This is a genomic window from Comamonas sp. B21-038 (assembly GCF_022387135.1).
Lineage (GTDB): Bacteria > Pseudomonadota > Gammaproteobacteria > Burkholderiales > Burkholderiaceae_C > Comamonas > Comamonas sediminis.
The window spans coordinates 3,399,156-3,414,169 of the sequence record NZ_CP092462.1 but is presented as its reverse complement, the minus strand read 5'-3'; the positions used below and the strand labels follow the sequence as shown (position 1 = coordinate 3,414,169).

Annotated in this window: 16 protein-coding genes; 13 read left to right on the top strand and 3 right to left on the bottom strand. The window is 64.0% G+C overall.

Features of this window, described 5'->3' with window-relative positions; translation table 11 throughout:
* Positions 1-140: 140 nt before the first annotated feature.
* From MJ205_RS15780 to MJ205_RS15760, 5 genes are all read left to right on the top strand, one after another.
* A complete protein-coding gene (locus MJ205_RS15780) occupies positions 141-1,022 on the top strand; it encodes an MOSC domain-containing protein (protein WP_239809329.1) in 882 nt (293 codons plus the stop codon).
* Between the two features lie 255 nt (positions 1,023-1,277).
* On the top strand, positions 1,278-2,372 hold the full coding sequence (ychF, locus tag MJ205_RS15775; RefSeq protein ID WP_239809328.1) for a redox-regulated ATPase YchF: 1,095 nt from the start codon (positions 1,278-1,280) through the stop codon (positions 2,370-2,372).
* A gap of 268 nt (positions 2,373-2,640) precedes the next feature.
* Positions 2,641-3,618, top strand: coding sequence for an NUDIX hydrolase (locus MJ205_RS15770; RefSeq protein WP_446715088.1), 978 nt, complete (start codon positions 2,641-2,643; stop codon positions 3,616-3,618).
* A 150-nt stretch (positions 3,619-3,768) separates the two neighbouring features.
* Positions 3,769-4,638 (top strand): carboxylating nicotinate-nucleotide diphosphorylase, encoded by an 870-nt coding sequence (gene nadC / locus MJ205_RS15765; RefSeq protein WP_239809327.1) that lies wholly within the window; start codon positions 3,769-3,771, stop codon positions 4,636-4,638.
* 51 nt (positions 4,639-4,689) lie between these two features.
* A complete protein-coding gene (locus tag MJ205_RS15760) occupies positions 4,690-5,682 on the top strand; it encodes a tripartite tricarboxylate transporter substrate binding protein (protein ID WP_446715030.1) in 993 nt (330 codons plus the stop codon).
* Between the two features lie 25 nt (positions 5,683-5,707).
* Here MJ205_RS15760 and MJ205_RS15755 read toward each other — a convergent pair whose 3' ends face one another.
* On the bottom strand, positions 5,708-6,247 hold the full coding sequence (locus MJ205_RS15755) for a YqaA family protein (RefSeq protein ID WP_239809326.1): 540 nt from the start codon (positions 6,245-6,247) through the stop codon (positions 5,708-5,710).
* Between the two features lie 307 nt (positions 6,248-6,554).
* On the opposite strand from MJ205_RS15755, the gene dusB reads away from it, so the two are divergent.
* From dusB to MJ205_RS15730, 5 genes are all read left to right on the top strand, one after another.
* Complete coding sequence (dusB, locus tag MJ205_RS15750; protein WP_239809325.1) at positions 6,555-7,628, top strand: tRNA dihydrouridine synthase DusB; 1,074 nt, start codon at positions 6,555-6,557, stop codon at positions 7,626-7,628.
* Entirely contained in the window at positions 7,625-7,858 is a 234-nt protein-coding gene (locus tag MJ205_RS15745) for a Fis family transcriptional regulator (protein ID WP_021027292.1), read from the top strand. The genes dusB and MJ205_RS15745 overlap by 4 nt, the downstream gene beginning before the upstream one ends.
* Positions 7,859-7,936: 78 nt before the next feature.
* Positions 7,937-9,535 carry a bifunctional phosphoribosylaminoimidazolecarboxamide formyltransferase/IMP cyclohydrolase gene (purH, locus tag MJ205_RS15740; RefSeq protein WP_239809324.1) on the top strand — a complete coding sequence of 533 codons (1,599 nt, stop codon included), beginning with the start codon at positions 7,937-7,939 and terminating at the stop codon, positions 9,533-9,535.
* A 130-nt stretch (positions 9,536-9,665) separates the two neighbouring features.
* The gene (locus tag MJ205_RS15735; protein WP_239809323.1) at positions 9,666-10,154 is read left to right on the top strand and encodes a c-type cytochrome; all 489 of its coding nucleotides are present in this window, start codon (positions 9,666-9,668) and stop codon (positions 10,152-10,154) included.
* A gap of 146 nt (positions 10,155-10,300) precedes the next feature.
* A complete protein-coding gene (locus MJ205_RS15730; protein WP_239809322.1) occupies positions 10,301-11,011 on the top strand; it encodes a Bax inhibitor-1/YccA family protein in 711 nt (236 codons plus the stop codon).
* 86 nt (positions 11,012-11,097) lie between these two features.
* Here MJ205_RS15730 and hemL read toward each other — a convergent pair whose 3' ends face one another.
* Together hemL and thiD are read right to left on the bottom strand one after the other, a co-directional pair.
* On the bottom strand, positions 11,098-12,396 hold the full coding sequence (hemL, locus tag MJ205_RS15725) for a glutamate-1-semialdehyde 2,1-aminomutase (RefSeq protein ID WP_239809321.1): 1,299 nt from the start codon (positions 12,394-12,396) through the stop codon (positions 11,098-11,100).
* A 98-nt stretch (positions 12,397-12,494) separates the two neighbouring features.
* Positions 12,495-13,415, bottom strand: a complete 921-nt coding sequence (thiD, locus tag MJ205_RS15720) for a bifunctional hydroxymethylpyrimidine kinase/phosphomethylpyrimidine kinase (protein WP_239809320.1) — start codon at positions 13,413-13,415, stop codon at positions 12,495-12,497.
* Positions 13,416-13,719: 304 nt separating this feature from the next.
* Between thiD and MJ205_RS15715 the strand changes: the two genes are divergently transcribed.
* Genes MJ205_RS15715 through MJ205_RS15705 form a run of 3 tightly spaced genes read left to right on the top strand, consistent with a single transcriptional unit; the run spans position 13,720 to position 15,012 of the window.
* The gene (locus MJ205_RS15715) at positions 13,720-14,106 is read left to right on the top strand and encodes a response regulator (RefSeq protein WP_021027286.1); all 387 of its coding nucleotides are present in this window, start codon (positions 13,720-13,722) and stop codon (positions 14,104-14,106) included.
* Between the two features lie 9 nt (positions 14,107-14,115).
* Entirely contained in the window at positions 14,116-14,481 is a 366-nt protein-coding gene (locus tag MJ205_RS15710) for a response regulator (RefSeq protein ID WP_256460938.1), read from the top strand.
* A gap of 3 nt (positions 14,482-14,484) precedes the next feature.
* Positions 14,485-15,012 carry a chemotaxis protein CheW gene (locus MJ205_RS15705; RefSeq protein WP_239809319.1) on the top strand — a complete coding sequence of 176 codons (528 nt, stop codon included), beginning with the start codon at positions 14,485-14,487 and terminating at the stop codon, positions 15,010-15,012.
* The last annotated feature ends 2 nt before the right edge of the window (positions 15,013-15,014 follow it).

Below are 15,014 nucleotides of genomic sequence, written 5' to 3'. Positions count from 1 at the left end.
AGTGGGGCACTGTGGCAGCGCCGGGCGCCTGTACGACTTGCTGCAGGGGTCTGGCTACCGTTTGGCGCCGCGTAGATGCAACGCAGCCTTTTACTCGTTACAGTGTGGTTTGCCCAGAACCAACCCAGGCGCAGAGCAGCATGGCAAATAGCGATTTTTTTGATGTCACCGGCCATATCGGCCAATTGTGGGTTTTTCCCATCAAATCCTGCGCCGGCATCGCCGTGCAAAGCGCGCGCCTGTTGCCGACGGGCCTGGAGCATGACCGGGCCTTCATGCTGGTCGATGGGCAAGGCGACTTCATCTCGCAGCGCGAGATCGCCCGCATGGTGCTGGTGCAACCGGCCATTGCCGAGGGCGTGATGACGGTGACCGCCCCGGGCATGGAGCCGATCACGGTAGACATGGCCTTTGCTGGCCCCGAGCGTGCGGTGCGCGTCTGGGATGACCGGGTGACGGGCCTGCAGGCGCCCGATGCAATCAATGCCTGGTTCAGCGCGTTCCTGCAGACCGAATGCTATTTGGTGCGCATGGCGCCCCAGGCGCTGCGGCTGGCCAGCAAGAAATGGACCGGCGGCGCCGACGCCCCCACGCAATTTGCCGATGGCTTTCCGGTGCTGGTGGTCAGCCGGGCCTCGGTCCATGAGCTCAATGAGCGCCTGACCCAGGCAGGCGAAGCGCCTGTGGTGGCAGAGCGCTTTCGCGCCAATATTGTGGTCGAGGGCTTCCAGTCCCACGACGAGGACCGTATCGAGAGCCTGTCGGTGCAGCAGGGCGGGCCGGGCAGCCAGCAATGGGTGGATCTGCCACTGGTCAAGCCCTGTGCGCGTTGCCCGATCCCCGATATCGACCCGGCCACGGCTGCAAGCGGCACCAGCGTGACCGACACCTTGCAGACCTACCGCCACGACGACCGCCTGGATGGCGCCGTAACCTTTGGCATGAATGCCTATGTGCCTGCGGGCACCGGTGGGGTGCTGCGGGTGGGTGATGCCGTCGGCGGCGCGCTGCAGTTTGACTGAGCGGCGCAAACAGCACCCTGGAGACGTCGTTGCCCCGCCGGCCGCGCCACGCCTGGCCGCACGCATGTGTTGCCTGCGGTTCGATGCTTGGTCAGGGACGCCCAGTCGGGGGCGCCCAGCCTCAACTGCCAACCTGCGGTGTTCGGGGCCGGGTGAGCAGCCCGAAGCCTCCCTGTTAATACGCCTGGATTCGCGACTGCCATGCAGTCGGCTTAAAATGCCGGGTTTGTCCGAAAGAATAGAGAAAGCACTGCCATGAGCCTCAAATGCGGCATCGTCGGTTTGCCCAATGTTGGCAAGTCCACCCTTTTTAATGCGTTGACCAAGGCAGGTATTGCCGCCGAAAACTATCCTTTCTGCACGATCGAACCCAATACCGGCGTCGTGGAAGTGCCCGATCCGCGTCTGGACCAGCTGTCCAAGATAGTAGAGCCCGAGCGCATTGTTCCGGCCATCGTCGAGTTTGTGGACATCGCCGGCCTGGTGGCCGGCGCCTCCAAGGGTGAAGGCCTGGGCAACCAGTTCCTGGCCCATATCCGCGAAACCGACGCCATCGTGAACGTGGTGCGCTGCTTCGAAGACCCGAACGTGATCCACGTGGCCAACAAGGTCGACCCGATTGCTGATATCGAGGTCATCCAGACCGAGCTGTGCCTGGCCGACCTGGCCACCGTGGAGAAGGCGCTCAACCGCTACAGCAAGGCGGCGAAGTCGGGCAACGACAAGGAAGCTGCCAAGCTGGTCTCGCTGCTGACCCCCATCCAGGCCGTGCTGGACCAGGGCAAGCCTGCCCGCATCGTGCCCGTATCCAAGGAAGACGCGCCGCTGCTCAAGCAGTTCTGCCTGATCACCGCCAAGCCAGCGATGTTTGTCGGCAACGTCAGCGAAGACGGCTTTGAAAACAACCCGCTGCTCGACAGCCTGAAGGCCTATGCCGCAGCCCAAGGCGCGCCCGTGGTCGCCATCTGCGCCAAGATCGAGGCAGAAATGTCCGAGATGGGCGACGAAGACCGCGACATGTTCCTGCAGGAAATGGGTCTGGAAGAGCCGGGCCTGAACCGCCTGATCCGCGCCGGCTTCTCGCTGCTGGGTCTGCAGACCTACTTCACCGCAGGTGTGAAGGAAGTGCGCGCCTGGACCGTGCCCGTGGGTGCCACCGCGCCCCAGGCGGCAGGCGTCATCCACGGCGACTTCGAGCGTGGCTTTATCCGCGCCCAGACCATCGCCTTTGACGACTTCATCCAGTACAAGGGTGAGCAAGGCGCCAAGGAAGCGGGCAAGATGCGCGCCGAAGGCAAGGAATACATCGTCAAGGATGGCGATGTGCTGAACTTCCTGTTCAACGTCTGACCATTTCGGCGGCGACGCTGCCCGCAGGCATTCGCTGCGTGCTGGCAGTCAGAACCTCCAAGCCCGCTGCGCGTCAGCGGGCTTTTTCGTGGGGCGTTGCGGTCATGCGCCTGTGGCAGCGGGATGGCAGCGGGATGGCAGAGCAGGGCGGCCAGCCGTTATAAGATAGCCGCTGCTTGCCAGACAGCGGCTCCGTTGGCGGTTGCTGCAAGTGCAGCCCCGTCCACCGATTCTTGAAAGCCCCCTTTTGGTGACCCCACCTGCCCCGATCACACAAGCCACTGCTGCGGATGCCCCCCGTGCGCCGAGCGCCGCCGAGCGCGAGCAGCATTCGGTGCAGGCCGATCTGGTCGCGGTGCTGGTGGCGGTGACGGGCGGGCAGCCGCGCATACTGACCACGCAGGCCGGTGAGACCCTGCCAGCGGGGCCCTTTACCGCCAACCACCGCTCGCTGCAGGCCAGCCTGCGCGCCTGGGTCGAGACGCAGACCCACCACCCGCTGGGCTTTGTCGAGCAGCTCTACACCTTTGCCGATGGCGACCGCTCGCAGGAGCTGGGCATGCGCGCGATCTCTATCAGCTACCTGGCACTGACGCGCGAGCTCGACGATGCCGGCCTGGCCCAGCCGGGCTGGCAGGACTGGTACCACTACTTCCCCTGGGAGGACTGGCGCAGCGGCGCGCCCGAGATCCTGGACCAGCGCATTGCGCCAGCGTTGCAGGCCTGGAGTGCGCAGGCAACGGGCAAGGCAGCGGCCAGCGCGCGCTGGGAGCGGGCCCGAGTGAGCTTTGGCCTCGAGGGCAGCGATTGGAACGAAGAGCTGGTGCTGCAGCGCTACGAGCTGCTGTTTGAAGCGGGCCTGGTCGCAGAAGCCTGGCGCGATGGCAGGGCGGCCCCGACAGGCCAGACCTTGCTGGGCACGGCAATGCGCAATGACCACCGCCGCATTCTGGCGACCGGCATGGCGCGGCTGCGCGCCAAGATCAAGTACCGGCCTGTGGTGTTCGAGCTGATGCCCGACAGCTTCTCGCTGCTGCAGCTGCAGCAGACTGTCGAGGCGCTGGCCGGGCGCAGCCTGCACAAGCAGAACTTTCGCCGCCTGATCGAGCAGCAGGCGCTGGTGGAAGAGACCGGCGAGATCAGCAGCCAGGGCGCAGGCCGCCCGGCCAAGCTGTTCCGCTTTCGCCGCAATGTACTGGTGGAACGCGCGCTCGCGGGCAACAAGCTGCCGCTGGCGCGCGGCTGATCGTCCTGATCCGTTCTTGCAGGCCGCAACGGAGGCGGCATCATGGCAGCGTCAGGACTTGACAATATTTATACTCATAATTAGCATAAATGTGCGCGTGACCGGTTAAGCGCTGGTGCGCCTCTTTTTTTTACCCTTTAAATACTCAAAATGAGCATTAATCAAACTGCGGCGCTGCCGGTTCCTCCTCTGCCTGATGTGATGCTGGAGCCGCTGGTGCGCATGGCCCTGCTGGAAGACCTGGGCCGCGCCGGGGACCTGACGACCGACACCATCGTGCCCGCAGATGCCAGAGACAGCCTGCGTCTGGTGGCACGGCAAGCGGGCGTGCTGGCGGGGCTGGATCTGGCGCGGCTGGCCTTTCATCTGCTGGACAGCGGTCTGGAGTTTGAGCCGCTGTGCGGCGATGGCACGGTGCTGGCGCCGGGCATGGAGATCGCCCGCATCCACGGCAAGAGCCGGGCGATCTTGACGGCGGAGCGCACGGCGCTGAACTACCTTTGCCATTTGAGCGGCGTGGCTAGCGCCACGTACGCGATCGCGCAGGCCATCCAGCCCTATGGCACGCGGGTGACCTGCACACGCAAGACCATGCCGGGCCTGCGCGCGCTGCAAAAGTATGCGGTGCGCGTGGGCGGTGGCAGCAACCACCGCTTTGGGCTGGACGATGCCGTGCTGATCAAGGACAACCACATTGCACTGGCCGGCGATGTGGCCACCGCCGTGGGCCGTGCACGCGCAGGCGTCGGCCATATGGTCAAGATCGAGCTTGAAGTGGACACGCTCGCCCAGCTCGATGCCGCATTGCAGCTGGGGGTGGATGTGGTGCTGCTGGACAACATGGACCTCGAGACCCTGCGTACGGCGGTGGCCATGTGCCGGGGCAAGGCGGTGACCGAGGCATCGGGCCGCATCACACCCGAGACCGCGCCGCAAGTGGCCGCCACCGGGGTGGACCAGATCGCCGTCGGCTGGCTCACCCACAGCGCCAAGGTGCTGGACATCGGCCTGGATGCCTGATCCGGCCCTCTACCACCCGCGCACCCTGCATATCCTGGAAGGAGGCCTGTGATGCCCCGCGTTCTCCAACGCTTCTCCTGGTGGTGGCTTGCCGCCGCCGCTGCGGCCTGCATGGCTGCCGGCCTGTGGCTGGGCGGCAGCAGCATGGCGGCAGCCCGCTTTGACAAACCCATGACCATCGTGGTGACCTTTCCACCGGGCGGCGGCACCGACTTGCTGGCGCGCAAACTGGGCGCCGCCTTGCAGCAGCACACGGGCCAGACCGTGGTCGTGGAAAACCGCCCCGGCGCCAGCGGCAATATCGGCGCGCGCCATGTGGCGGAGGCGGCAGGCGATGGCAGCACCTGGCTGATGGTGAACAGCTCGTTCGCGATCAACCCCGCCGTTTACCGCCAGCTGGATTTTGACCCGCGGCGCGATTTCAAGGCCGTGTTCAATGTGGGCACGATTGCCTCGGTGCTGGTGGTGCCGCAGGCCAGCGAATTGCACAGCCTGGCCGATGTGCGCGCCTCGGCGCCATTGCAACCGCTGCCCTTTGCCTCGTGCGGCAATGGCACGCCGCAGCACCTGGCCGGGGAGATGCTGGCCCAGGCCGCGCAGCTGCATTGGCAGCATGTGCCCTACAAGGGCTGCGGGCCGGCCATCACCGCCGTGGCGGCCGGCCAGGTCGCCATGGGCATGGTCACCGCCAGCAGCGCTGCGCCGCTGATCGAGGCCGGCCGCGTGCGCGCCATTGCCATCACGGCCCCTCAGCGCCTGGCGCAGTGGCCGCAGGTCGCCACCGTGGCCGAGCAAGGTGCAGCCGGTTTCAGCGTCGAGCAGTGGCATGGCCTGCTGGCGCCCGCTGCCACCAGCGATGCGGTGGTGCAGCGCATGCATGCGCTGCTGGCGCAGATCCTGGCCGAGCCGGCGATGCAGCAGTGGCTGCGCGATCAAGGCTATACGCCGCTGCAGCAAAGTGCGGCCGAGTTTGGGCAGGTGATCGCCAGCGATATCGACCGCTATGCCGCCGTGGCGCAGCAGCTGGGCTTGCGGGTGGATTAGGCAGCGCTGAAAACCGCGCGTGCCTTCAGGAGGGCCAGAAATGCAAAATCGTGGCCGTCATCACCAGGTAGCGCAAAAACTTGCCGATCGCCATGTAGAACACGCAGGGCCAGAACGGCAGGCGCAGCCAGCCGGCCACGGCGCACAGCGGATCGCCGACGATGGGCAACCAGCTGAGCAAACAGGCCTTGGCGCCGAACTTGCGCAGCCAGATGCGGGCCATGCGCTGGTGGCGGCTCTGCTTGTTGAGTGGTGCCGTGGGGATGAGGGAGTTGGTCGGCGCGGCCGCATCGCCGGCATGGCGCAGTCTGCGGGCCTTGTACCAGGCGGTACGGGCGAGCGCGCCGGTCCACCAGCTGATCGCGCCGCCCAGTGTGTTGCCGGCGGTCGCCACCAGAATGGCCTGCCAGAACAGGTCCGGATTCAGATGTAGCAGGCCGGCCACAGCGGGCTCGGACCCGAGCGGCAGCAATGTGGCCGAGATCAGGGCCACGACAAAGACCGTGCTGAGCCCGAACTGCGGCAGGGCCAGCCATGTCAGCAACTGTTGAATCCACGCTTCCATGGCTGCCAGTGTAGCGGCTGGTGCCGGCCTGCCAGCGGCGCAGCGGGCCGCTGCCGTGTCAGCCAAGAGGCCGAAAAATACCTGCTGCACAAGCCCTGGCGCCGGCAAGGTCGGACGGCCCGCCGGGCCATTCAGGGGGTGCCCATGCGCGTCGCCAACGCCCGCCCGCAGGCCCGATTTATGGGCATTCCCAAATGTCAAGCGGGTAGATTGGATGTTTGCTACTTTTTTAAGCAGTACAATCTGCCCCTTCCCCTCACCACAACAGACAGCACTTCGGTGGCGAAGTGCTCGCTTTTTGCATTCCATGTCCGTCCGCATCGGTCCCTATACTCTGGCCAACAATGTGTTTGTGGCGCCCATGGCGGGCGTGACGGACCGGCCTTTTCGCCAGCTGTGCAAGGCGCTGGGGGCGGGGTATGCGGTCAGCGAGATGGTGACCAGCCGCAAGGACCTGTGGGACAGCCTCAAGACCAGCCGCCGCGCCAACCATGCCGGCGAGCCCGGCCCGATCTCTGTGCAGATCGCCGGCACCGACGCGCCGATGATGGCCGAGGCGGCGGTCTACAACATTGAGCGCGGCGCGCAGATCATCGACATCAACATGGGTTGCCCGGCCAAGAAGGTCTGCAACAAATGGGCAGGCTCGGCGCTGATGCAGAACGAGCCGCTGGCGGTCGAGATTGCCGCTGCGGTGGTGGAGGCTGCGGCGCCCCATGGCGTGCCGGTGACGCTGAAGATGCGCACCGGCTGGAGCGATGACCACAAGAATGCCGTGCAGCTGGCGCGCCAGTTCGAACAGGCGGGCATCCAGATGCTCACCGTGCATGGCCGCACGCGCGAGCAGGGCTACCGGGGCCTGGCCGAGTACGACACGATCCGTGCCGTCAAGCAGGCGGTGTCGGTTCCAGTGGTTGCCAATGGCGATATCACGAGCCCGGCCAAGGCCCGCGATGTGCTGGCCTTCACCTGTGCGGATGCGGTGATGGTGGGGCGGGCGGCCCAGGGCCGCCCCTGGATTTTTCGCGAGATCGTGCATTTTCTGCAGACCGGCGAATTGCTCGCGCCTCCGCTGGTGGCCGAGCTGCGCCGCCATCTGCTCGAGCACCTGCAGGACCACTATGCGCTGTACGGCGAGAGCACCGGCGTGCGCTCGGCGCGCAAGCACATTGCCTGGTATGTGCGCGATCTGCCGGGGGGCGATGCGTTCAGGCGCGAGATGAATGTGATTGAAAACAGTGCGGCGCAATGGCAGGCCGTAGCCGATTATCTGGGGGCCTTGGGGCAACAGATGGACCGGCTGCCTGGCATCGCGGCAGCACCAGAGGCCAGCGGGAGTGCGATGGCCCCAGCAACAACAATGAGTGATGACCTTGTATGAGTAAGACGACGATTGAGCAGTCCGTGCGGGACAGCCTGCAGACCTATTTTCAGGACCTGGAAGGCGAGGTGCCGGACCGCGTGTACGAGATGGTAGTGCGCATGGTGGAGCGCCCGATGCTGGAAGTGGTGATGAACCACGCCGACAACAACCAGTCACGGGCCGCCGAGTGGCTGGGCCTGAACCGCAACACGCTGCGCAAGAAGCTGGTCGAGCACAAGATGCTCTGACCCGCGCCCTGATTTCAGTGCTGCTTGCGCCCGCTGCGCAAGCGGCACAAGCCTGTTTCCATTCTTGAAGTGATTGACATGAAAGCCCTGATTTCCGTTTCCGACAAAACCGGTATTGTCGAATTTGCCCAGGCCCTGCATGCGCTGGGCGTGCAGCTGCTGTCGACCGGCGGCACCGCCAAGCTGCTGGCCGATAAGGGCCTGCCTGTGACCGAGGTGGCCGAGGTCACCCGCTTCCCCGAAATGCTGGATGGCCGCGTCAAGACCCTGCACCCGATGGTGCATGGCGGCCTGCTGGCCCGCCGCGACCTGCCCGAGCACATGGCTGCACTGAAGGAACACGGCATCGAGACCATCGACCTGCTGGTGGTCAACCTCTACCCGTTTGAAGCGACCGTGGCCAAGGCCGGCTGCACGCTGGCCGATGCGATCGAGAACATCGACATTGGCGGCCCGGCGATGGTGCGCTCCGCCGCCAAGAACTGGAAGGATGTCGGTGTGATCACCGCCGCCGACCAGTACGACGCCGTGCTCGCCGAGCTCAAGGCCGGCGGCAAGCTGTCCAACCAACTGCGCTTTGCCCTGTCGGTGGCGGCATTCAACCGCATCAGCCAGTATGATGGCGCGATCAGCAACTACCTGTCGTCGGTCACGTTCGAAGACGAAAAGCTGTCCGAGGAATACGTGCCCGAGCGTGCCGCCTTCCCCGGCCAGAGCAACAGCCAGTTCATCAAGATCCAGGACCTGCGCTATGGTGAAAACAGCCACCAGCAAGCTGCCTGGTACCGCGATCTGTACCCCGCACCCGGCTCGCTGGCCACGGGCGTGCAGCTGCAAGGCAAGGAGCTGAGCTACAACAACATCGCCGATGCCGATGCCGCCTGGGAATGCGTCAAGAGCTTCGAGGTGCCGGCCTGCGTCATCGTCAAGCACGCCAACCCCTGCGGTGTTGCCGTGGGTGCCGATGCATTGGAAGCCTATTCCAAGGCCTTCCAGACCGACCCGACCAGCGCCTTTGGCGGCATCATCGCCTTCAACCGCGCCGTGGACAAGGCAGCGGCGGAGGCCGTGTCCAAGCAGTTCGTCGAAGTGCTGATGGCCCCCGACTTCAGCGCCGAGGCGCTGGAGATCTTCAAGTCCAAGGTCAATGTGCGCCTGATGAAGATTGCACTGCCAGCTGGCGGCAACAGCGACTGGGAGCAGGGCCGCAACGCCATTGAGTCCAAGCGCGTGGGCTCAGGCATCCTGCTGCAATCGGCCGACAACCATGAGTTGCAACTGGCGGATCTGAAGGTCGTGACCGTCAAGCAGCCCACCCCGCAGGAACTGCAGGACCTGCTGTTCGCGTGGAAGGTGGCCAAGTTCGTCAAGTCCAATGCCATCGTGTTCTGCAAGAACGGCATGACCATGGGCGTGGGCGCGGGCCAGATGTCGCGCCTGGATTCGGCCCGTATCGCATCGATCAAGGCGGAAGCGGCCAAGCTGTCGCTGCAGAACACCGTGGTGGCGTCGGATGCCTTCTTCCCCTTCCGCGACGGCCTGGATGTGGTGGTCGATGCCGGCGCCACCTGCGTGGCCCAGCCTGGTGGCTCGATGCGCGACCAGGAAGTGATCGCTGCCGCCGACGAGCGCGGCGTGGCGATGGTATTTACTGGCGTGCGCCACTTCCGCCACTGATGGCAAGGCGGTACCCGCCAGGGTGCTGCCACCGCTGGCTGCAGGCCGATCCAGTCTGCAGCCCCGATACGCCGGCCATCTTCGGGTTCGCCGGCTTGTTTTCTGCGCCGGGCCCCGGGCCCCTTCCACCATGAGCGAACCACAGCACCAAGACCCGCCTCCCGCCTCCGATCCGGACAGTGACCCGCCGCGCCGCTCGCGCTGGCTGGGTGTGCTGATCGTTGCATTTGCGCTGGTGGTGGGCCTGGGCATGTTCAATATCGGGCGGCTCATCATCCGGCCCAAGCCCGAGGTGACGGCCGCTGACCGCCTGATCGAGGCCAGCCCCCGGTTGCAGCAGGGCCGCGAGCTGGTCACCCGCAGCAGCGACTGCATGCGCTGCCACACGATGGAGCTGGATGTGGTGGGCCCGGGTTTTCGCAACATCGCCAAGCGCTATGCCGACCGTGACGACGCCGTCCCCTATCTGGCGCGCAAGATCCGCGAGGGAAGCGTCGGCGAGTGGGGCCGTATCGTGATGCCACGCCATCCGCAGGTCACGCAGGAGCAGGCCGAACTGATGGCCGGCTGGCTGATGGCCCTGCGCCCCGCCAACGCGCCTGCCGCCAGTCCGCCTTGAGCGCCTGTCGGACCAGCCGCACGAGCCCGCTGCTGCAGCGGGCTTTTTTGCGTCCGGCGGCAATGTCCGTAGACAGGGTCTGGAAAGGCCATGCTTTGTAAAGCAAATCTGCGATACTGCAGCGACATAGACCTGAAGGAGGATGCATGAACTTTCCCGAATACGCCGGACACGGCGGTGGCCTGACCGAGGCGAACAGCCGAGGCCAATTCATCAAGGCGGCCTACAGCCATTTGGCCGTCGCCATTTTGGCTTTTGCCGTGCTGTCGTTTGGCCTGTACGCCAGCGGTGCATCGTTTGCGATGCTCAAGATGCTGGGCGTAAGCAAGTGGGGCTGGCTGGCCGTCATGGGCGCTTTCATGGTGGTCGGCTGGCTGGCGACCAATGCCGCCGACAACTCGGAAAGCACCGGCGTGCAGTACCTGGCGCTGGGCGGCTTTGTGTTTGCCGAATCGCTGATCTTCGCCCCGATGCTGGCCATGGCCAGCATCATTGCTCCCGGCTCGATCCAGGCGGCCTCGATTGCCACCCTGGCGTTGGTGGCGGGCCTGACCTTCACGGCCTTCACCAGCAAGAGGGACTTCTCCTTCCTGGGCGGCTTCCTGAAGATCGGTGGCCTGGTGGCCATCGGTATCATCCTGGCCGGTGTCGTGTTCGGCTTCAAGCTGGGCATCTGGTTCTCCGGCGCGATGGTGCTGTTTGCCGGCGCTTGCGTGCTGTATGACACCTCGCAGATCATGCGCCACTACCCGGCAGACCGTCCCGCTGGCGCGGCCCTGCACCTGTTCGCATCGGTGGCCCTGCTGTTCTGGTATGTGCTGCGCCTGATCATGCAACTGGGTGGCAGCGACGACTGATCGCCTGCGACAGACAACAAAAAACCTCGGCACGCCGAGGTTTTTTTATGCCCGCCAGGGACGGGTGGCCAGGCAGCGGAGGGCGCTTACAAGGTCTTGAAGACGTCGCGGGCTGCTTCGATCGTCGCCTGGATGTCGGCATCGGTATGGGCGCTGCTGACAAAGCCCGCTTCGTACAGCGCCGGCGCAAAGTAGTGGCCGCGCGCGAGCATGCCGTGGAAGAACTTGTTGAACAGCGGCTTGTCGCTCTTCATCACCGCTTCGTAGTGGCTGGGCAGCTCGGGCAGCAGGAAGAAGCCGAACAGACCGCCCTGGTGGTCCACGCTGAAGGGAACGCCTGCGGCATCGGCCTCGGCCTTGAGGCCGGCCATCAGCTGGCCGGTCTTCGCATGCAGCGCTTCATGGAAGCCTGGCTGGCTGATCAGCGACAGGGTCTGCAGACCACAGGCCGTGGCAATCGGGTTGCCCGACAAGGTGCCGGCCTGGTAGACCGGGCCCAGCGGCGACAGCTTTTCCATGATCTCGCGGCGCGCGCCAAAGGCGGCCATCGGCATGCCGCCGCCAATCACCTTGCCCAGCACGGTGATGTCGGGCTTGAAGCCGGGGATCTGCTGCGCATACAGGCTTTGCGCGCTGCCCAGTGCGACACGGAAACCGGTCATCACCTCGTCGTAGATCAGCAAGGCGCCATGTTCCTGGGTCAGCTCGCTGATGCGGCGGGTAAAGGCGGTGCTGGCGCGCACAAAGTTCATGTTGCCGGCAATCGGCTCCATGATCACGCAGGCGATCTGGCCGTCGTACTTGGCAAAGGCTTCTTCGAGCTGGCCGATGTCGTTGTATTCCAGAACGATGGTGTCCTGCACCACCTGGGCGGGCACCCCTGCCGAAGACGAGGCGCCAAAGGTCGCCAGGCCCGAGCCGGCCTTGACCAGCAGCGCATCGGCATGGCCGTGGTAGCAGCCGTTGAACTTGATGATCTTGTTGCGGCCGGTATAGCCGCGCGCCAGGCGAATCGCGCTCATGCCCGCCTCGGTGCCGGAGCTGACCAGCCGCACCATGTCCATCGACGGCATGAGCTTCAGGATGGCTTCAGACAGTGCGATCTCGCGCTCGGTGGGAGCACCGAAGGAAAAGCCTTCGAGCAGCGCAGCCTGCACGGCGCTCAGCACCTGCGGGTGGCCATGGCCCAGGATCATCGGGCCCCAGGAGCCGATGTAGTCCACATAGCGTTTGTCATTGGCATCAAACAGGTGCGCGCCTTGCGCGCGGGCGATGAAGGCCGGCGTGCCGCCTACGGCATTGAAAGCCCGCACGGGCGAATTCACGCCGCCGGGGATCACCTGGCGGGCACGTTCAAACAATTGGGCGTTTTTATCCATCGTCATAAGGGCTCACATCTACTCTGGCCTTGGATTGTCGGCCAAGCGGGTGCCTGGGGCTGTCAATCCGGTATTCACTGCACTGGAACAGGCAGGCTTTGAACTCAGAGCGGGCGGGTGTGGAGCGCGTCGCTCTCATCCCCATCCGCGCTGCCGTCATCTACTACGTCCTCGTCATCGGCATGCACCCAGAAGAGACGGTCAGGCACGGTCTTACCCATGCCGGGGCGCAGGCCTCCCTCCAGACATTTGTCGAGGTAGGTCATCGCCTCGGCGGTCGCGTCGCTCAGCGGCACCTCGGTGGCCAGCAAGGCCGTGAGCGCCGCGCTCAAGGTGTCGCCTGCGCCGATGTACTCGGTCTCGAAAAGCTCGAACTCGCCGCTGCCGTACACGGTGTCGGCCGAGGCGAGCACGTTTTCCACATGCTGGTCATGGGCGGGGATGCCGGTCACCAGTACAAAGGGCACACCATGGTCGGCGGCGGCCTTGGCCAGGTCACGGGGGCTGGGGCGGTGCTCGGAGGTGCGGTAGGGCAGCAGCCAGCGCCATAGCAAGCCATAGGCACCGACCAGCACCGTCACCTGGGGCAGCAGCAACTCCTGGTACGCATCGAGGTAGTCGTCGATCAGTTCGCTGTCCCACCAGGCCATGCCGGCGACATAGGCGACGACCGGTACATCGGGGTAGTCATTGGTTACTTCCGCACACACGCGTACATTTTCAATCGATCCCAGAAAGCCCAGTTTGATCGCGCGGATGGGAATGTCCTGCAATACGGTCTGCGCCTGTTGCTGAACTGCATCATCGGACAGCGCATAAAAGTCGATGGTGTCGAGCGTATCGCGGATCAACGCACCCGTGACGACGGTGCAGGGGTGTCCTCCCATCGACGCCACGGCCAGCGCATCGGCATTGGTGCCGCCTGCGCCGCTGGGGTCATTGGCGTTGATGCAGAGGATGCTGGCGGTATCAATCGTCGCGGCCAACGTGCTTTCACTCGGGCTGGATTCTGGCTGGTTTGTCAAGGAGGATGTCATAGGTCAACGAGATAAAGCACATTGATGCAGGAATCACCGTTAAATCTGTGTTGAAAAGCTACAATCGTTGCATTCTATGTAAAGCCTCTGTAAGCTTTTCAAAATTAGGAGCAGGGACGACGGATGCAGTGTACGCGCTGTGGTGCAAAATGCACCTCCAGCACATGCGGATTCGTCGAAGAAAAATTGCCATAGGGCGTATGTGTTCAATGCAAACGGGTGGGAGGGGCTATGTCAGCCTTGGCTGCCGCGTGCATTCGCATTTCATGACATGCAATGAGGAGGGTGGCCGGTGACAGTTTCCGCAGACAACTTCAAGGTATTGGTGGTTGACGATAGCAATACCATTCGCAGAAGTGCTGAGATTTTTCTGAAGCAAGGCGGCTACGAGGTGCTGCTCGCTGAAGACGGCTTCGATGCCCTCTCCAAAATCAACGATTTCAAGCCGGACATGGTGTTTTGCGACATCCTGATGCCCAAACTGGACGGCTACCAAACCTGCGCCATCGTCAAGCGCAATGATGCTTTCGCATCTACACCCGTGGTCATGTTGTCGTCCAAGGACGGCGTTTTCGACAAGGCCCGGGGACGCATGGTGGGATGTGAAGACTACCTCACCAAGCCATTTACCAAAGATCAATTACTGGAAACCGTCGGACGTTTCGTTGCCGAACGTTAAGGAGGGGTCGTGCCTATTCAAAAAGTTCTTATCGTTGATGACTCAAAAACCGAATTGATGTTTTTGAGCGATCTGCTTGTACGCCAGGGTATGGTGGTGCGCACTGCGCAAAATTCGGACGAGGCGATGCTGCGCCTGGCGGAAGACCGGCCCGACCTGATCCTGATGGACGTCGTGATGCCAGGGCAGAACGGCTTTCAGCTGACCCGCCTGATCACCCGCAGCCCGGAGTATGCGGATATCCCGATCATCATGTGCACCAGCAAGAACCAGGAAACCGACCGGGTCTGGGGCATGCGCCAGGGCGCACGTGGCTATGTGACCAAGCCGGTGGATCCGGCCGAACTCAAGGCCAAGATCGAGGCACTGGGATAAGGCATGGCACAGCGCGAAGACTTGCGAGAGCTGCAAACCCGGCTGGCCGATCGTCTGAGCCAGGCACGCAACCAGACGGCGGTCGGTGCCTCGTGGCTGGCAGTCAAGATCAGTGGCCGGAACTTTCTGCTGCCTTTGAGCCAGTCCGGCGAAGTGCTGGGCTGGAGCGGGGTGGAGCCTGTGCCCTACACCAAACCCTGGATGCTCGGTGTGACCAGCATCCGGGGTATTTTGTTGACGGTGGTGGATCTGGCCCGCATGCTGGGCCTGCCTGTCGCACGCAGCGAACAGGTGTTTGCCGGGGCTTCGGTCGTCGCGCTCAACCCCATGATGGGCGTCAATGCCGCCCTGTTTGTCGAGCAGCTGGAAGGCTTGCGCGGCAGCAATGACTTCGCGCATTCCAAAGACAAGCCGGCCGATGCGCCGGAATTTTTTGGTGCGCTCTATACATCCGCCAGTGGCGAGCAGTGGCAGGAACTCAACCTGCAGCTGCTGGCCAATGCGCCCGATTTTCTCGATATCACGGTTTAGTG